General features: G+C 63.3%; 18 protein-coding genes. 8 read left to right on the top strand and 10 right to left on the bottom strand.

Annotated features, from left to right (window positions below):
* Window positions 1-203: 203 nt before the first annotated feature.
* From speA to D106_RS0107220, 4 genes are all read left to right on the top strand, one after another.
* Complete coding sequence (gene speA / locus D106_RS0107235; RefSeq protein ID WP_018879660.1) at window positions 204-2,108, top strand: biosynthetic arginine decarboxylase; 1,905 nt, start codon at window positions 204-206, stop codon at window positions 2,106-2,108.
* Window positions 2,109-2,112: 4 nt separating this feature from the next.
* The gene (locus tag D106_RS0107230; protein ID WP_018878593.1) at window positions 2,113-2,361 is read left to right on the top strand and encodes a YcgL domain-containing protein; all 249 of its coding nucleotides are present in this window, start codon (window positions 2,113-2,115) and stop codon (window positions 2,359-2,361) included.
* A 349-nt stretch (window positions 2,362-2,710) separates the two neighbouring features.
* Window positions 2,711-2,890 carry a hypothetical protein gene (locus tag D106_RS14255; protein ID WP_018865500.1) on the top strand — a complete coding sequence of 60 codons (180 nt, stop codon included), beginning with the start codon at window positions 2,711-2,713 and terminating at the stop codon, window positions 2,888-2,890.
* A complete protein-coding gene (locus D106_RS0107220) occupies window positions 2,884-3,210 on the top strand; it encodes a type II toxin-antitoxin system PemK/MazF family toxin (RefSeq protein ID WP_018865501.1) in 327 nt (108 codons plus the stop codon). The genes D106_RS14255 and D106_RS0107220 overlap by 7 nt, the downstream gene beginning before the upstream one ends.
* Before the next feature lie 72 nt (window positions 3,211-3,282).
* Here the strand turns inward: D106_RS0107220 and D106_RS0107215 are convergent, their stop codons facing one another.
* Complete coding sequence (locus tag D106_RS0107215) at window positions 3,283-3,513, bottom strand: hypothetical protein (RefSeq protein ID WP_018865502.1); 231 nt, start codon at window positions 3,511-3,513, stop codon at window positions 3,283-3,285.
* 277 nt (window positions 3,514-3,790) lie between these two features.
* Between D106_RS0107215 and typA the strand changes: the two genes are divergently transcribed.
* The 3 genes from typA (at window position 3,791) to D106_RS0107200 (ending at window position 6,779) form a co-directional block, all read left to right on the top strand.
* Entirely contained in the window at window positions 3,791-5,614 is a 1,824-nt protein-coding gene (gene typA / locus D106_RS0107210; RefSeq protein ID WP_018876572.1) for a translational GTPase TypA, read from the top strand.
* A 500-nt stretch (window positions 5,615-6,114) separates the two neighbouring features.
* A complete protein-coding gene (locus D106_RS0107205; RefSeq protein ID WP_018879659.1) occupies window positions 6,115-6,351 on the top strand; it encodes a ribbon-helix-helix protein, CopG family in 237 nt (78 codons plus the stop codon).
* On the top strand, window positions 6,348-6,779 hold the full coding sequence (locus D106_RS0107200) for a putative toxin-antitoxin system toxin component, PIN family (RefSeq protein WP_018141465.1): 432 nt from the start codon (window positions 6,348-6,350) through the stop codon (window positions 6,777-6,779). The genes D106_RS0107205 and D106_RS0107200 overlap by 4 nt, the downstream gene beginning before the upstream one ends.
* 296 nt (window positions 6,780-7,075) lie before the next feature.
* Here D106_RS0107200 and D106_RS0107195 read toward each other — a convergent pair whose 3' ends face one another.
* The 7 genes from D106_RS0107195 to D106_RS0107165 form a co-directional block, all read right to left on the bottom strand.
* Entirely contained in the window at window positions 7,076-7,453 is a 378-nt protein-coding gene (locus tag D106_RS0107195) for a type IV pilin protein (protein WP_018879658.1), read from the bottom strand.
* A gap of 86 nt (window positions 7,454-7,539) precedes the next feature.
* Window positions 7,540-10,875 carry a PilC/PilY family type IV pilus protein gene (locus tag D106_RS0107190; RefSeq protein ID WP_018879657.1) on the bottom strand — a complete coding sequence of 1,112 codons (3,336 nt, stop codon included), beginning with the start codon at window positions 10,873-10,875 and terminating at the stop codon, window positions 7,540-7,542.
* A gap of 129 nt (window positions 10,876-11,004) precedes the next feature.
* Window positions 11,005-11,484 carry a PilX N-terminal domain-containing pilus assembly protein gene (locus D106_RS0107185; RefSeq protein WP_018879656.1) on the bottom strand — a complete coding sequence of 160 codons (480 nt, stop codon included), beginning with the start codon at window positions 11,482-11,484 and terminating at the stop codon, window positions 11,005-11,007.
* Between the two features lie 20 nt (window positions 11,485-11,504).
* Complete coding sequence (locus D106_RS0107180) at window positions 11,505-12,539, bottom strand: PilW family protein (RefSeq protein ID WP_026280617.1); 1,035 nt, start codon at window positions 12,537-12,539, stop codon at window positions 11,505-11,507.
* Entirely contained in the window at window positions 12,536-13,018 is a 483-nt protein-coding gene (pilV, locus tag D106_RS0107175) for a type IV pilus modification protein PilV (protein ID WP_018879654.1), read from the bottom strand. Before pilV ends, D106_RS0107180 begins: the two co-directional genes overlap by 4 nt.
* A 38-nt stretch (window positions 13,019-13,056) precedes the next feature.
* Window positions 13,057-13,545 carry a GspH/FimT family pseudopilin gene (locus D106_RS0107170; RefSeq protein WP_018879653.1) on the bottom strand — a complete coding sequence of 163 codons (489 nt, stop codon included), beginning with the start codon at window positions 13,543-13,545 and terminating at the stop codon, window positions 13,057-13,059.
* A gap of 163 nt (window positions 13,546-13,708) precedes the next feature.
* Window positions 13,709-14,233: a GspH/FimT family pseudopilin gene (locus tag D106_RS0107165; protein ID WP_018879652.1), complete on the bottom strand. Its 525-nt coding sequence runs from the start codon at window positions 14,231-14,233 to the stop codon at window positions 13,709-13,711.
* Between the two features lie 313 nt (window positions 14,234-14,546).
* Between D106_RS0107165 and D106_RS0107160 the strand changes: the two genes are divergently transcribed.
* On the top strand, window positions 14,547-15,413 hold the full coding sequence (locus tag D106_RS0107160; RefSeq protein WP_026280615.1) for an SUMF1/EgtB/PvdO family nonheme iron enzyme: 867 nt from the start codon (window positions 14,547-14,549) through the stop codon (window positions 15,411-15,413).
* Window positions 15,414-15,567: 154 nt separating this feature from the next.
* On the opposite strand, the gene D106_RS0107155 is transcribed toward D106_RS0107160, so the two are convergent.
* Together D106_RS0107155 and D106_RS0107150 are read right to left on the bottom strand one after the other, a co-directional pair.
* The gene (locus D106_RS0107155; protein ID WP_018879650.1) at window positions 15,568-15,960 is read right to left on the bottom strand and encodes a type II toxin-antitoxin system VapC family toxin; all 393 of its coding nucleotides are present in this window, start codon (window positions 15,958-15,960) and stop codon (window positions 15,568-15,570) included.
* A gap of 274 nt (window positions 15,961-16,234) precedes the next feature.
* Complete coding sequence (locus D106_RS0107150) at window positions 16,235-16,477, bottom strand: type II toxin-antitoxin system Phd/YefM family antitoxin (protein ID WP_018879649.1); 243 nt, start codon at window positions 16,475-16,477, stop codon at window positions 16,235-16,237.
* Window positions 16,478-16,525: the final 48 nt, after the last annotated feature.

Below are 16,525 nucleotides of genomic sequence, written 5' to 3'. Positions count from 1 at the left end.
ATAGTGCCCTGTATCCTGCGGGCAACTCTGTTCTTCTCGTCATTGCGAGGAGCCGTAGGCGACGAAGCAATCTCCTGAACGAGGGCAGTGCGCTTGGTTGCCCTGATCGCCCCTGGTGTTCGGGTGGAGATGAAGGCGATTGCCACGTCGCTTCGCTCCTCGCAATGACGGGGCTTTCCTAGCTTTTGAAATCCGGGAACACCATGACCGTCACGCCCTGGAATCTGGATGAGGCCCGCACTACCTACGGGATCGACCACTGGAACGGTGGCTTCTTCGAGGTGAACGCCGCGGGCAACGTGGCGATGCGACGCGCGGACTGGCCGGAGCACCCCGGCGTGGATCTGTACGAGCTGGCGGGCCGCCTGCGCGAGGAGCATGTGGGTCCGCCGGTGCTGGTGCGGTTCCAGGATGTGCTGGACGGGCGCGTACGCCGCCTGGCGCGGGCCTTCGATACCGCCGCGCGCGAGCTGGAGTACGAAGGCGCGTTCACCGCGATCTACCCGATCAAGGTCAACCAGCAGCGCAGCGTGGTGGACCAGATCCTGGCGGCCGGCGATCAGCCGGATGCCGAGGGGCTAACCCCGCGTGTGGGGCTGGAGGCCGGCAGCAAGCCGGAGCTGATGGCCGTGCTGGCGCAGTCGCGCCCGGGTGCGGCGATCATCTGCAACGGTTACAAGGACCGCGAATACGTGCGCCTGGCGCTGATCGGGCGCCAGCTCGGGCATCGCGTGTACATCGTGATCGAGAAGCCCTCCGAGCTGGAGGAGGTGATCCGCCAGGCCGAGGCCATGCAGATCGAGCCGCTGCTGGGGCTGCGCGTGCGCCTGGCCTCGATCGGCAAGGGCAAGTGGCAGAACACCGGCGGCGAGAAGGCCAAGTTCGGCCTGTCGGCGGCGGACGTGCTGGGCATTCTGGAGCGCCTGCGTGGCCTGGGCTGGCTGGACCGGCTGCAACTGCTGCACTTCCACATGGGCTCGCAGATCGCGAACATCCGTGACATCCAGAACGGCATGGGCGAGGCGGCCAGCTACTTCGCCGCGCTGACCGAGGCCGGGGCGGCGCTGCGGGTGGTGGATGTCGGCGGTGGCCTGGGCATTGACTACGAGGGCTCGCGTTCGCGCAACGAGTGCTCCATCAACTATTCGGTGGAGGAGTACGCCCTGAACATCCTGCGTCCGCTCCAGCGCATCTGCGAGGAGCGGGGGCTGGCCATGCCGGAGGTCTTCAGCGAGTCCGGCCGCGCCCTGACCGCGCACCACGCGGTGCTGATCACCAACGTGATCGATTGCGAGCCGGCTCCGGGGGATGGCGATGTCCCGCCCGCGGAGGATGGCGAGCTGCCCGAGATCGCCGCCATGCGCGCCTTGCTGGAGGACGGCGAGCGCCCGGCCTCCGAGATCTATCACGATGCCGCCTATGGCCTGGCCGAGGTGCAGACGCGCTTTGCCCGCGGGATGCTGTCGCTGGTGGACCGTGCCCGCGCCGAGGCGATCTACTTTGCCCTGTGCCAGCGCCTGCTGGCGCGGCCCGAGGCCCTGCCGGCGGAGGTGCACGCGGAGCTGACCGACAAGCTGGCGGACAAGGTCTTCTGCAACTTCTCCGTGTTCCAGTCGATCCCGGACACCTGGGCGATCAACCAGATCTTCCCGATCATGCCGCTGCATCGCCTGGACGAGCGGCCCACTCGGCGCGCGGTGCTGCAGGATCTGACCTGCGATTCCGACGGCCACATCGAGCACTACGTGGAGCGCGAGGGCACGCACACCACGCTTGCCCTGCACCCGTGGAACGACCGCGAGCCGTACTATCTCGGCATCTTCCTGGTCGGCGCCTACCAGGAGATCCTGGGCGATCTGCACAACCTGTTCGGGGACACCGACACCGTAAACGTGGAGCTGCTGCCGGAGGGTGGCTACCGACTGGTGGACCCGGAACGCGGCGACACCGTCGACGAACTGCTCTCCTATGTGCACTTTGCCCCGGATGACCTGCGCCGCGCCTTCCGCGCCAAGATCGACGCCGCCGGCCTGCGTGGCGAGGCTGCGGGGCGGCTGCTGGCCGAGCTGGAACAGGGCCTGACCGGCTACACCTATCTCGAGGACTGAACCCATGCAGTGCTACGTCTACCGCGCAACCCGTCGCGCCGATACCTATGTCTACTTCCCGGAGAAGGACGATTTCTCCGACCTGCCCGAAGGCGTGATGCGCGCCCTCGGCACCCTGGAGTTCGCACTGGAGTTCGATCTGACACCCGAGCGCACCCTGGCCCAGGAAGATCCACAAAAGGTCCTCGCTAACCTCAAGGAGCAGGGCTTCCACCTCCAGTTCCCGCCCCCGGAAGACGAACCCGAGTCCTGACTCTCCGCGCAGCCATGCGCCGCCGAGGTGCTTTGATTACCCCCTGACGGTCATCCCGGAAACCGCGAAGCGGTTATCCGGGATCTCATGCGGTGGGGGCTGCCCGGGCTTCGGGGGCTGTCCAGCCTCGGTCATCCCGGCTCTTCGCTGCGCTGCGGCCGGGATGACCGGGGCGGGGTGGCTGCAGGCGGGGTGCGTTGAGCCAGCAGCGGATGGTGGGCTTCAATCTGGCCTCCACGGCGCCCATGGTGATACATTGTTATAACTTCGGCCGGTTTGTGGGGAGGCCATGAAAACAACTTTGCGACAGATCGGAAACTCCCGCGGCGTTCTGTTACCTGCGACACTGTTGCGCCAATGCGGGATCCGCGACGAGATCGACCTGCGGCTCGAGGGTCACCGGATCGTGATCGAACCGATTACCGAGCCGCGCGCCGGCTGGTTCGACCACTACGACATCGATCAGGACGATGCACCCGAATGGTCCGACGCGCCCTGGGCCGAGGATGCCGAGGAGTGGGAATGGTAGGGCGTCGCGCACCGGTTCGCCGCGGCGACGTCTACTGGGTCAACCTGGACCCTACCGTTGGAACGGAGATCCGCAAGACCCGTCCTGCATTGATTGTCTCCCCCGACGACATGAACGCAGCCTTGCCACGGGTTCTGGTGGCCCCGATCACCAGCAAGGGGCAGCCCCTTGGATGCCGGCCGGAGGTCGAGCTCGCGGGCCGCCCGGCCCGTATTCTTCTGGACCAGATCCGCAGTGTGGACAAGCGGCGTCTGGGGTCCACGCTTGGCTCGATCGAACTCGCAAGCTGGCATCCGCAACTCCTGGAAATGTTCGTCTGACGTTTGTGAGCTGCCATCTGACCAGGCCCTGGGTCGTGCGCGTAGAACAGGACGTTGGTATAGACGAAGACCTTATCGCTCATGCAGCGCGTCCCGATCCGGGCGTTCGCCGCCGAAGTGGCAGCCCTTGTCCAGGGCAGCCAGGGCCGCGCGCTTGGAGCGCTCATACCGTTCGGATCGTTCCACGATGTGCTCCAGTTCCTCCGTCAGCAGCCGGCAGACCGAAGTCGAACGACGGGCTGCGATGACCTTCAGTTCGGTCAGTACCTGCTTGTCGAGGGACAGGGTAATGTTCTGTTTCATGTTGAATCCTCATGGCTCACGTAAAAATGCGTAGCACGAAAACTACGTGCATTCAACGGAGGCCAGTGTGCTGTCAGCGATCAGGTCGGGGGGGGTGCCGTACTGGCTTGGCCACAGGGCTCAGGTGGCCGGTAGTTCCGGGGCGGAATCGCTTTGGCTGGGGGCCGCGGGGAGGCGCGAGGGCGGAGCCTGCGCATAAAACGCGGGAGTCGCAGCGCGGTCACGCATAAGTCTGTATAGTGTCGGCCCTTTTGCCAGTATCCAGAGTTTGTATTCCATGACCGAGAAGCTTCGCAACATCGCCATCATCGCCCACGTTGATCATGGCAAGACCACGCTGGTCGACCAGCTCCTGCGCCAGTCCGGCACCCTCGACAAGCGTGGCGATCACGGCGAGCGGATCATGGACTCCAACGCCATCGAGAAGGAACGCGGGATCACCATCCTGGCCAAGAACACGGCCATCGAATGGCAGGACTACCGCATCAACATCGTGGACACCCCCGGACACGCCGACTTCGGTGGCGAGGTCGAGCGCGTGCTGTCGATGGTCGACTCGGTGCTGCTGCTGGTGGACGCGGTGGATGGCCCGATGCCGCAGACCCGCTTCGTGACGCAGAAGGCCTTCGCGATGGGCTTCAAGCCGATCGTCGTGGTCAACAAGGTCGACCGCCCCGGCGCGCGCCCCGACTGGGCCGTGGATCAGGTGTTCGATCTGTTCGACCGCCTTGGTGCCACCGACGAGCAGCTCGACTTCCCCATTGTGTTCGCCTCCGCGCTGAACGGCTTTGCCGGGCTGGACTCCAGTGTCACCGAGGGCGACATGACCTGCCTGCTGGAGACCATCGTCAAGCATGTCGCGCCGCCGAACGTGGACGCGGATGGCCCGTTCCAGATGCAGGTCTCCTCGCTGGACTACAACTCCTATCAGGGCCTGATCGGCATCGGCCGCGTGAAACGCGGGCGCATCAAGCCGAACACCCCGGTCAAGGTGGTGGACCGCGAAGGCGGCGTGCGCAACGGCCGCATGCTGCAGATCATGGGCTTCCACGGCCTGGAGCGGGTGGAGGTTCAGGAGGCCCGGGCGGGCGACATCATCACCTTCACCGGGATGGACAAGCTGTTTATCTCCGACACCCTGTGCGATCCGAACCACGTGGAGGCGATGGAGCCGCTGACCGTCGACGAGCCGACCGTCAGCATGACCTTCCAGGTGAATACTTCGCCGTTCGCCGGGCGCGAGGGCAAGTACGTCACCTCGCGCGTGCTGCGCGACCGCCTGCAGGAAGAACTCAAGCACAACGTCGCCCTGCGCGTGGAAGAGGGCGAGGACCCGGACAAGTTCAAGGTCTCCGGCCGTGGCGAACTGCACCTGGGCATCCTGATCGAGAACATGCGTCGCGAGGGCTACGAGCTGGCCGTCGCGCGCCCCGAGGTGGTCATCAAGGAAGTCGACGGCGTGAAGCAGGAGCCGTACGAGTCGGTCACCGTGGACGTCGAGGAGCAGCACCAGGGCACGGTCATGGAGAAACTCGGCGAGCGCCGAGGCGAGATGACCAACATGGTTCCGGACGGCAAGGGCCGCGTGCGCCTGGACTTCATCGTGCCGTCGCGCGGCCTGATCGGCTTCCAGACCGAGTTCATGACCGCCACTTCCGGTACCGGCATCCTGCACCATATCTTCGACCACTACGGCCCGTATCAGTCCGGGGCGGTGGCCTCGCGCCAGAATGGCGTGCTGATCGCCAACGCCGCCGGCAAGGCCCTGGGCTTTGCCCTGTTCAACCTGCAGGACCGTGGCAAGCTGTTCATCGGCCCCGGCGAGGAGGTCTACGAAGGCATGGTGATCGGCCTGCACTCGCGCGAGAACGACCTGGTCGTCAACGCGCTCAAGGCCAAGCAGCTGACCAACATCCGTGCTGCCGGGACCGACGAGAACATCCAGCTGACCCCGCCGATCCGCATGACGCTGGAGCAGGCCATCGAGTTCATCGACGACGACGAACTGGTCGAGGTGACCCCGGAAAACCTGCGTATCCGCAAGAAGTTCCTGCTGGAGCACGAACGCAAAAAGGCCTCCCGCGCCGCCGCAACCGCCTGAAGCTAGACCCAAGGCGGAATCAAAAAGCGCCCGGCCGGATCGCATCCGCCGGGCGCTTTTTTACGTCCTGCCCTCTGCCGCCATCCCGGAGCCCGCGCAACGGTTATCCGGGTTCCCCTGCGCCGGGGATTGCGCGGATCCCGGGGTATGTCCAGCGCCGGAGATCCCGGTTCATCGCTGCGCTGCAGCCGGGAGGACGGTGCGGCGTCTGGAAGCAGATGGGCGTCCCTTCCGTTGCCCGCCAGCTGTAGGAGGCGAGCCCTCTCGCCGATCAGGTGCGTCCAGCGCCCCATCGCCCAGAGGGCCGGGCTCCTGCGGGAGACGAGGGCTGCAGCGGCATGTGACCAGGAGGGCTGTTCGAGGAGACGGGTGTCCTCTTTCTTCCAGTTATCCGGGGTCTCCTCCGGCTGGATCGTGCTGCACGAGGTGATCTGGCCTCCGCTCTCATCCGGTGCTATGGTGTTTTGGTGTGCACGATTCAGCCCGTCTGGAGGGCTTCGATGAGCCGATTAACCATCACCCTGGACGACCAGCTGCATCAGGCCCTGAAAGAGGCGGCGGCGCGGCAGCAGCGTTCCATCGCCTCGATTATCGAGGAGAGCCTGGTCTATCGCGGGATTCGTACCCGTAGCGAAGCGCGGCAATTAGTGGCCTCGGCTCGGAAGCGCGCAGCGCTAAGCGAAGAAGATGCCATGGCTCTAGCGCTGGAGGAGACTCGTTCCGAGCGCGGCCGATGAAGCCGTGGACGCTGGTGGTTGACACCAACGTCGTGGTGGCGGGGCTTCTGTCCAGTGCGCCACGCTCACCCGTGTGCCGTGTCCTGGACGGGATGCTGGCGGGACATTTTCCTTTCCTGACTTCGCCTGACCTGATATCCGAATATCGCAGGGTTCTCTTGCGGCCGTCGCTGGTTCGGCTGCATGGCCTTTCGGACTCGCATATCGATGATTTGGTGACCGAACTGGTCGCCAATGCGATCTGGCGTGAGCCGAGCCCCACATCGATTTCGGCTCCGGATGCCGGAGATGCTCACCTGTGGGATCTGCTGGCTTGCCACCCGCGCAGCATCCTGGTGACGGGCGACAAGCTGTTGGTCCAACGGCCATTTGCGCCGGGGCGTGTCGTTACGCCCGAGGCGGGCCTTGAGCTGTTTGAAACGAGCTGATTAGGTGCGCGGGCGCGGTTGTCTGGGGCGCGAGTGGAGTTTGCTATTTTGGGATCGTGATCTCGGGTCCCCGGGCCACGCGATTCTAAACAGCTTCATCCTGGAAACAGCGAAGCGATTATCCGGGGCCTCCATGGGCTTTCGGCGCGTTCGCGGAAGGCGCGGCTGTAGAGTGGCTCCGAACAAAGCTTGTGCGCCAGCTACCAGACCCAACGTATCGGAAAGCCGCGTAAGGCCGAGGAAAACAGCAGGGATGGAGACGAAAAATAAATCTGTCCCCGTTTCCGCTGATAAGCCTACCAACAGTCATCGGCCGGGGTGCGCACACCTTGGTGGTTGACGGTCATGGTGCTGCAGTCTCCGGAGGTCACTCGGCCGCTCTGTCCGGTGGCGGTTATTGTGAATGAGCTTGCATTGGAATTGACGCTCAGCCCGTAGTAGCCCTCTGGCGACTCGTTTGCAATGTTGCAATTCGCGTAACTCATGTTGGATGTATAACAGCGCTCCATGCGCTGCGCTGCTTCCAAAAGGCCTGTTTTGCCATCGGAGATCTGTGCCCTTTCTGCGTAGATCCCGTATGCGGGGAAGGCAATGGCCGCCAAGATCGCGATGATCGCAACCACGATCATGAGTTCGATCAGTGTGAATCCCGTGCGGGTACCTGGACGGGGCATTTTCGTCTCCTTCTTTTCGCGATCGCGGTTTTTTGATCGCGATGTTCGATTCGGCCGTGCTCCCGCAGGGGGGCACGGCCGGCTGGTTAGCGGATTTGAATCCACGAGCGCGGCCGTTGGCCGGCCGTTCCGGGACCACCAATTTCGTCCAGTGAGTCTCCTTCCAGGACGTCGGTGCCACCGATCACTCGGGTGATGCCCCCATCCGGGCTGCGAACGATGGTGGGGGTACCGATAATGCCGCGGCCGGGGTCCACTGCGCTGACCGGCACTTGCTCGCCATTGATCGTGATGGTTTCGCTTTCGTCAAACAGGCCGTCACGGTTGAGATCGAACACGGGATCGTTTGGTCGGCTACCCGTGGCCGCATCGAGCGCAACGATCGACGAAGTACCTCCACCGGCGCAGGGGTCATCGGACGGGGTCAGGGTTACGAATTCCACGCGTCCCCCAATGATCTGGGCGCGCTCGACCACGCGCTCGCCCCGGGGATTGGGATAGTCGAGGTCGATGTACCACCCGTCATGAACGTCGGCGTCGAAATTGTCACCAGTGGTGGTCGCGCGAACGGAAAACCCGCCGATCGATCCCGAACCGATAAATTCGTGGCGCAAGAGGTTGTTTCGGCTGACCGGGGTGGAGATGCCATCGAAGTCTCGGATGCCATAAAAGCTCTGAACTGGCGCGGGGTTCGGCACTTGGTTGTCTGCGTTCTCCAGGTATTTTCCGGTTCCGAAAAGCACAATCGAACCACCATTGGGGTGGCTGCCGACCGTGGGGCGCGCGGTGATCGGCTGAGTCTCGTTATTGGGGCCCGTCGCCAGGAAGAGCGGGTCGCGGTTATTACCCTGGCCAAAGGCCACATCCCACTGGTTGCTGTTGCTGCTGCTCAGGTCAAACTTCCACAGGTTGCCCTTAAGGTCCCCGGCAAATCCGTCCCGGATGATGCCTTCTGCATTGGCGCGGAACGTTGCTTCCGAGAGTCCATTGCCGCCGATGGCGCCGGTTTCGACCTCGGTAATGGCTCCCGATGCCAGGTTGGCGATCATCAGCACGGCCTCGTCGTCATTGCTGCCATAGCCGTTGGCAAAGAGTACCGACCATTGACCATTGGCCGTGCGGGCGACTGTTGGTGCCCCAAACGTATAGCCGAGTGCGTCCAGATCATCTCCAGTGAGTTCCCACAGGATGTTGTCGGCCGAAAAGTCGGTTGGGTCCGTGACATCCAGGGCGTAGAGACCGCGGGCGCCAGCGCCCAGCGTACCAATCAGAACGGTGCGCCAATCGCCCCCAATCTGGGCATGGGCGATCGTTTGCTGGCCATCCACGAAGAATCGATGGCTGTAGTCCGGATCGGCCAGGTTCGGGAGCTTGTCGAAGATTGCGTTCGGGACGTAGGCGAACAACTCTTCGCCGGTTTGCGCGTCGAAGGCATGCAGCATGCCGGCGTTTCCGCCCACGTAGACCACTTCCGGCACATCCTGGTTGTCGGCACGGAACTGTGAGTAGCCAGACAGCTGCGAATATCCGAAATTAAGGGCTGGCCCCTGGAAGGCGGGGTTGGAGTTGACGAAGTCGCCCAGCGGGGTCGAGCGGTTGCGCAGGTCCCCGCCGTTCTGGATTTCGTTGCTCTGGTCCCCGCGCAGATAGGCCAGCAGATCCGGATCGTCGTTCAGAAGGCCCTTCTGTGTGTCACTTAGCCCTTGGTCACCACCCACGCTCTCCCAGGTGAAGCGGATGCCCTCATTGCCGTCGTGCGAGAAGATGTTTCGCTGAGCGGCGCTCGGCAGCATGCTGGCAGCGCTCCATTGCTCGGTGAAGGTGCCCTGACCGAATATGAAGTCGAAGGCCGTCAGGTCGCCCGACCAGTCATTCGAGTTGAATGACGCCTGGAACAGAAGATTCGTGCCGTCCGGCTGGTAGCTGGTCGAGGCAGCGGCGACCGACGAAGCACTCCCGGTGGCCTGCGCGATGATCGCCTCGAAAATCTCCGTCATTGCGGCATCAAGGCTGCTTTCATCCGTTGCGTCGAATGCGGTTCCGGTGCCGCCTGCATCCGCCAGTAGGTTGAGCGGGTTGGCAGGCATTCCGGGAATGCCGGACACGCCAGGCGGTAGCGCAAACCCAACGATATAGGTGTCTACGCCGGTGTCGTTATGGAAGTTCGCAACCGCCCCTCGGGCGTCCTCGAGTGCGCCAGGCAGGTCCGTGCCCAGGCTTGTGCCGTCGGCGGATACGGACGGTAGACCGTCTGTAACCCAGATGGCGGCGTTGATGTCGCAGCTTTCCGGGATGTCTGGAGTATTGATGTTGCCCTGGTTCGAGCCAAAATTGGTCGACTGGCCGAGGAAGTAGTCACGGGCCGTCTGCATCGTCCCTTCCAGTGGCGTCAGGCCGGAGGCGATAAGGGGCCAGTCGGGGTCGGTCATCGGGTTGCCCGTGCCATCCCAGTCGTGGCGCTGCGGCTGCAGCTTGGCGCGGATTGCGTCCCAGTGGTCTGTGTCGACGTTGCCTTCGCTATCGAACCCACCGATCGGTACATGCAAATAACCTAGCCCCGGCGCTTCGGTGTTCCGCCATTCCAGCTGGTTCATCTGCAAGAAGGCCGCGCGTTGCCCCCAACTTGTGATGTTCCTCTGCCGTTGGCTATCTACAAGAAATACCTGAAAGGCTCCGATCCGATCGTCAAACCACAACAGGCTATCGGTGTCCTGCCTCTGTCCGGATCCGGACTGTATGGTCGAATACAGATCCATATTGTCGAAGTCGGCCGTCCCCGAACCTGTACGCCACAGATACAACGTCTCGTCACCTTCCGGCGTTCCCGAGGTGCCGTCCGATGATGTGTCCCACCAATAACCCGGAATTCCGTCGTTGAAGAACATCCAGATGTTGTCATCGGTGGGGTGAGGCACTCGGAATCGTTTATTTGGCGAATCCCATGCCCCTTCAAACGAAGGATCGTAGAAACCAGGATCATCTTGCGTGCTGTAGCGGACGTCGATCGCTCGCTCGACCAGGCGCCAGCGCACCGTGCCGCCCGAGTTGAAGTCATCGCGGGTGTTGCTTGCCGGCATCTGTTGGTATGACATCAGGCCCAGATTGATCTGTCCCTGATAACGGTCCAGAAGGTCCAGCCCCACGCGCTTTACGATGCTTCCCTTGCTGTTCGGGTTGCGTGCACCTGCGGGACAAAGGTCCAGCGAAGGGTCCCGGCTGTAGTCAATATCCGGGTCGAGATCCGGACCAGGCTGGCAGAGAGGGTTGTTGCGGTCCATCGCCAGGCGGCCATCGGGGCTCTCCTGCATGCTTTCGGACGTGTCCGGGATAAAAAGGATGTTCGGCGGGAGCGCGGAGTCCTGCAGAAACAGCGGGGTGTTGGCCAGGTTGATGCCATGCGCCGTGCCCGAGAAGCTCATCATGGCCGCTGCGACTGCAATGGCGACCTTGCGGCGCGACAGGCGTGGCGAGCGGGAGAGGCTTTTATTCAAACGATGTGAGGCCATGGTGTTGATCTCTCGTGTCAAGTTCGTTCCCGGTTGGGCGCGGAATCAGTTCGACCGGACGACGGCTTGAAGAATTACAACCGCATCCTCCGTACCCCCGACGCCCTTCGAGGTGATCCTGAATGCTTCGCCGAACGTCTGGGCGCCAAAGTCTTCGGGACAGACCTGGCCCGGCGGGCAGGACGGACCGGATATATCGAGCCGTTCGATGAAATAGGCAAAGCTCTGTGTCGTACTCACGTCGAGTTCTTCGTCCCATTTTTCGGCGTTGGCGGGCGCGAAATCGACTGGGTTCTGGGCATTGTTCAGGTTTCTCGTGGCATCCCGGAGTCCGCTTTCGGCTTGCTGAAAGGCAATGTTGCGGTCGTGCATGTTGCCCGCCATGCGTTCCTGAAGGACGGTGTTCTGCATGCCGGCAACGGCCAGAATGGTGATTACCAGAAGCAGGATCAGCGCCACGATCAGGGCGGAGCCCGTCTGCCGGGTGCGATCAGGTTTCCGGTGGGGGAAAAAGGAAGGGGCCATGGTCATTCCGTCCTTGCGACTCACTCGAGGAGGTTGCGTGCGGCAATGGTGGTGGTGAACGTCTGGTAAAGACGCCGGTCGGGAGCGTCGAACAGGTTGCCGCCGAAGTAGAGGTTGGAGCGTGCCTCCTCCACGACGTTGTCTTCCGAACCATTGTTGACCAGGAGGTGCACGCGAACGGCCGCTGCGTTTTCCCAGTCTCCTGTGGTCATATCACCGGAGGCTACGTAACGGTCCACGCGCGCATTTCCATTGTCGTCGAGGCCGTACTCGATGCTCATGTCGTAGACGCCTTCAGCGACTTCCCGGGGGTCCGCCGCAGGCGAAAGGCTCTGCCGGAAAAGGCTTGTCCGGTTAGGGTCGGAGGTGCTTTCGCCTACGAAGTAGGTGGTACTCGACAGCGTTAACAATTCAATCGGGCCCACGAACTCGGTGTAGTTTGCCGAAGAGGGTGGCAAATTACCCGGGCCGCCCGGGCTCTGGGAGCGGTTGAGGTTCGCAGCATTTTCGTTGGCATTGTGCTGGAATCGCTCGCAGCTGCCTCCCGTCCTGTCGACGACGAGGACGACTGTGCCCATCGGGATGCCCGCTTCTGCCCCATCGAGGACTATGGGGGGAACGTTGCCTGAGCCATTACCAGCCGCAACGAGATCGCGGTCGGAAGTCCCCATCCGGTTAATTGTGAGTACGTCACCCCGAACGTATCGGTCGGGCAGTGTGCCAGGTGGTGCGGTGAATGCTTGTACGTTGTCGTGTACCGATGGATCGTAGCCGGCGTCATTAACGTTGAGCAGGTTGTTGATGTTTCCACCCGGGCATCCGGCGTAGCCTGCCTGCCGCGCGTCGCGCGCAATGCGCTCGATCGCGAAACGGCCTGTCTCCTGAACGCGGGACATGGCCTCCTGGGTTCGATAGGTCTGCTGGGTGCTGATGAATATGCTGATGGTGCCCCCGATCAGGAGCAGCCCGATCAGCATGGCGACCATCAGTTCCACGAGCGTCAGGCCGCGTACAGTGGTGACCCGGTAGTGCATTCGAGCGGGGCGAGCATTCATATCTCGGTCCTGGTGACGAATTCTTCGACTTCTTCACTCTCGTCTTCGGCGAGGCGATCATTGTCCCAACGGATGCGGATGACGAATTCATCCCCGCTGCGACTGATCTGGGCGCGGCCACTGGGGAGACCGCAGGCAAGGGCCACGCGCCACTCGGTGATGTCGCGTTCTGCCAGGCTGCCCGTGAGGCTTGGCAGGTCGGCAGCGTCGTTGGGGCATGTCACCGCGTCGTACTCGCCGACGTAGGCGTTGTTTAGGGCGTCCTGCCGGTTCGCCCGCATGCGGTCCGTGATGTCATACGCCAGATTGGTCGCTTGAGAGCGAAGTTGGGAGCCATGGTTGGCTTGAAGGGCATTCGCTTGCAGGGCAGCTACGCCGATCAGCCCGATGGACAGTACGAGCAGTGCTACCAATACCTCGATCAAGGTGACGCCGATGGCTCGGCGCTTCGAGTGCTTTGGCGGGATCGGTCTGGCCATTGGAAGATCCTGGTTGGGTCGTCGGCGGTCTTGGCGTGTCAGCACGAGATGCGTTGCACGGACGATCGGCCGCCCGGGCCGACGTAGATTTCGCGGGCGCGTTCGCCTCCGGAGCAGTCCTCGGGTTGAATGACGAAGGCGAATTCGGCGTCATCGTCGTCCGTGTCCATCCGCCCACCGAGGGCATCGAATGCGAGGAAGTCATCGTCCCCGGAAGCGATGATCGTTACCCGCACCGGCAGTTCGGCCCACTCGCGGAGCAGGTCTCCGCCGCAGCCCTCACTGCGAACGACCTGCCAGCCGTCTGCCCATCCGTCACCCAGCGGACATACGGATACCGGCAAGCCTCTCCTGACGGCTTCGCTTCGTGCATAGTTGAAGGCGGTGGTCAGCTCGTTGGCTGCGGTAGTGACACGGTTGTTTTCGATAATGAATCGAAAGCTGGGCACGGCGATCGACACCAAAATCGCAAACACCGCGATGGTGACCATCAGTTCGACGAGTGTGAATCCGTGGGGTCGGGTCATTGGGGTCAGCCGTTCGGGGTTTCCGTGACTCTAGTGATAAGCACGGGGCGGTGGTACTGCAAGGCCCGATCAGTTTAGTGGTCGAATCGCGGCCACGAGCGGTGTCCTCCGCCGTGGCGTCGCCGCCATACTCAACCGGAAGTCCGCCGGGTGGAGCCCGGCCTCAGGTGCAGTCGGTAGTGGCGACTCGGGGGCGGCCGGCGCTACTGATGACGATGGCTCGGCCTTCATCTCCGCTGGAGCAGATCGAGACGGTGCCCATCAGAAGGGCCCCCGATAGGCGTTCGGACTGGCCGAGGGCGTTGTAGGAGATGTGCTGGCTGACGGGCTGGTTGCCGGACACGGTGACATTCGCGCCGGTCCAGGCATTGCCCACGCGCAGGATATGGTCCGGCGCGGTTGGCTGGTCGGTTCGGCCTGGATTGGCGAAGAGGATCCAGCCGGCGTCCCAGGGGGTGCCTGTGCAGGTGGCGCCATCCGTGGAGGTGCACAGCGTGACCAGGCTACCGCGGCGGATGGCCTCGCTGCGGGTCATGTGCAGGGTGGTCAGGAACTGGTTGGTTGTGGTGGTGAGCCGGGTCTGTTCGACGAGGTTGCCGAAGGCGGGTGCCCCGATACCGAGCAGGATCGAAGCCACCAGCAGGGTGACCATCAGCTCCGCCAGCGTGAAGCCACGCGAGCAGGACATGTTCGACTCCTCCCTGAGTCCAAACAAGGGGTGGAGCGTAAAATGCCTGTTTAACCGGTGCAAGCGGCACTGCGCGAGGGCGAACCTCGGGCGTTGGCGCTTGCCTACAGGATGGCGGCGCCGTTGGCAGGGCGCGCTATCGTGTTGACTGTACTGCTGGGTAGTTCGAGCCGCCGGTTGAGGTGGGTGGCGAAGGGGCGCTTGGGTTCAGGCAGGCGATTGCTTCGCTTCACTCGCAATGACGGGCTGCAGCTGGCAGTGGCGGGGTGTCGCGGCTGCTGCGAAATTGAAGGTGTTGGAGGTGAGCAGGCCCATGGTAAAGGATGTGCAGCGGATGGATCAGGCGGATCTGCTGGATCTGCAGCAGCAGGCGGCGCGTGCGGCAAGGCTAGCCGTCACGTTTCGCGACGAGGCCCGCTCTGGGGCGCCGACGCCGGAGCTGCAGGTGATCCCGCCCGGCGAGTTCGAGATGGGTTCGGATGCCTCGGAGTACGGCCATCAGCCGCACGAGGGGCCGCGCCGCTACGTGGCGCTGGAGCGGCCCTTCGCTCTGGGGCGCTACGCGATTACGCGCGAGGAGTGGGAGGCGTTCCAGGCGGCGACGGGCTGGGAGCCCTGGGAGTGGCTGGTGTGGCCGAGTACTCCGCGCATGCCGATCTTCAATATCAAGCCGGATAGCATCCAGCAGTACCTGGACTGGCTGAGCGAGGAGACGGGCAAGCGCTATCGCCTGCCGACCGAGGCGGAGTGGGAATACGCCTGCCGGGCGGGCACGCGCACGCCGTTCGCGTTCGGCGAGGTGGTGGGGTGCCGCGACGTGCACTTCAACTCGTTGTTCCCCTACGAGGAGCGGCGCCAGCGGCGCAAGTGGTACATCCCGGCGTGTTTCCCGCTGTCGCGGCCGCTGGATGTGGGCAGCTTTCAGCCCAACCTCTGGGGGCTGTACGACATGCACGGCAATGTGCAGGAGTTTACCTCCACGCCATGGCATGACAACCATGCCAGCCTGCCGCGCGATGGCGTCTACCGTCGCGATCCGGACAACGAGTGGGTGGTCACCAAGGGCGGTTCCTGGTTCGATGCCGCCGTGAATACCCGCAGCGCCGCCCGGCGCCGCCGCAACATCGACGAGATGGATACCAACCTGGGCTTCCGCGTCCTGCGCGAGCTGGAGGCGTAGGCCCCGGGCTGGCGGTGGCAGGGGCTTCGCGCGTAAGGCGCGCCCCCTGCGGGGAACGGTTCGGCGCTGCGGCGAGGCTTGGGTCTTGTGTAGGAGCCCAGCCCTCTGGGCGATGGGGCGTAGGCCGGGCCCGATCGGCCAGAGGGCTGGCCTCCTACAGTGGGGCGCTGCCCTGTTCCGGTCGGAACAGGTGGATCTCCAGGCCCTCGATGTTCCGATAGTGCCGATCGTTGGCCGTGACGAGTGGCAAGCCCAGCTGTGTGGCGGTCGCCGCAATCAGCGCATCGGCCATCTGCATGTTGTGGCTGAGGGCGTAGGTCTCGACAAGAAAGGTCGCCCTGTTCGAGATAGCTTCGCTTACCGGCTGGATACGTGCATCCCAATACTGCATGGCCTGGCGAAGCGCGCGGAATTCGGTCTGGTCGCGCAGGCCCTGGATGAGCTCCATGTACGTTACGGCGGACACCGTAAATCCGGGCGAGCGGTCGAGCCATTCGCCGGCTTTCTGATTCCCGCGCAGATTCCAGATCAGGACATCCGTGTCCACTAGGGAAACACTGATCAATGTACACGCTCGCGCTCGAGTCGCTTTTGCGTGTGAACAAGGCGCGGCGACAGCCGTGCAGTTATTCTGCACAAGGAAGCCGCAACGCCGTTCCCACGCAAAAGCGGCCGAGCCCTTCGGGGTTGGCACCCCAGGTTCCCCGATCCTGCGTTGCGCCGCTTGCGGGTAGAACCACTACCCACTGCGCGACGCGCCTTGTCTCGGAGAACCTGGGGTGCCAACGCGAGCGTGTACATTGATCAGTGTTTCCCTAGCCTTACTTGAAGTTCCTGGATTGCCGGATCCGGCGGATGTGTTCGTCGACCGAGCCTTGCTGGTCCCGCCAAAGCCCAAACAGAGGATTATGGTCGGCGCGCGTTTGCGGGGCCGAGGTGCTTCGGTATGGGACCAATTTGGCGCGCAGGCGACCTCGATACGTGATTTCGATTTCCTCGCCCCGGTCCACGGCGGCGAGCAGTTCGCGGCTGTGCAGGCGCATATCCTTGGTGGTGGCTTCCATGACGGCCCCCCTTAGTTACACTTTAAAGTGTAACTTGTGCGCGTTGGG

This window comes from Thioalkalivibrio sp. ALE9 (genome assembly GCF_000377445.1).
Lineage (GTDB): Bacteria > Pseudomonadota > Gammaproteobacteria > Ectothiorhodospirales > Ectothiorhodospiraceae > Thioalkalivibrio.
The sequence above is the reverse complement of the archived record's forward strand: the minus strand, read 5'-3'. Positions and strand labels throughout refer to the sequence as shown.

Coding starts and splice junctions, on each gene's coding strand:
- D106_RS0107180 (WP_026280617.1), bottom strand. CDS start 12,539: ATGAATGCTCGCCCCGCTCGAATGCACTACCGGGTCACCACTGTACGC.
- D106_RS0107170 (WP_018879653.1), bottom strand. CDS start 13,545: ATGACCCGACCCCACGGATTCACACTCGTCGAACTGATGGTCACCATC.
- D106_RS0107205 (WP_018879659.1), top strand. CDS start 6,115: ATGAGCCGATTAACCATCACCCTGGACGACCAGCTGCATCAGGCCCTG.
- D106_RS0107215 (WP_018865502.1), bottom strand. CDS start 3,513: ATGAAACAGAACATTACCCTGTCCCTCGACAAGCAGGTACTGACCGAA.
- D106_RS0107190 (WP_018879657.1), bottom strand. CDS start 10,875: ATGATGAGCTTCTCGGGCACGGCGCATGGCATCAACCTGGCCAACACC.
- speA (WP_018879660.1), top strand. CDS start 204: ATGACCGTCACGCCCTGGAATCTGGATGAGGCCCGCACTACCTACGGG.
- D106_RS0107230 (WP_018878593.1), top strand. CDS start 2,113: ATGCAGTGCTACGTCTACCGCGCAACCCGTCGCGCCGATACCTATGTC.
- typA (WP_018876572.1), top strand. CDS start 3,791: ATGACCGAGAAGCTTCGCAACATCGCCATCATCGCCCACGTTGATCAT.
- D106_RS0107160 (WP_026280615.1), top strand. CDS start 14,547: ATGGTAAAGGATGTGCAGCGGATGGATCAGGCGGATCTGCTGGATCTG.
- D106_RS0107150 (WP_018879649.1), bottom strand. CDS start 16,477: ATGGAAGCCACCACCAAGGATATGCGCCTGCACAGCCGCGAACTGCTC.
- D106_RS0107185 (WP_018879656.1), bottom strand. CDS start 11,484: ATGGCCCCTTCCTTTTTCCCCCACCGGAAACCTGATCGCACCCGGCAG.
- pilV (WP_018879654.1), bottom strand. CDS start 13,018: ATGGCCAGACCGATCCCGCCAAAGCACTCGAAGCGCCGAGCCATCGGC.
- D106_RS0107165 (WP_018879652.1), bottom strand. CDS start 14,233: ATGTCCTGCTCGCGTGGCTTCACGCTGGCGGAGCTGATGGTCACCCTG.
- D106_RS0107200 (WP_018141465.1), top strand. CDS start 6,348: ATGAAGCCGTGGACGCTGGTGGTTGACACCAACGTCGTGGTGGCGGGG.
- D106_RS0107195 (WP_018879658.1), bottom strand. CDS start 7,453: ATGCCCCGTCCAGGTACCCGCACGGGATTCACACTGATCGAACTCATG.
- D106_RS0107220 (WP_018865501.1), top strand. CDS start 2,884: ATGGTAGGGCGTCGCGCACCGGTTCGCCGCGGCGACGTCTACTGGGTC.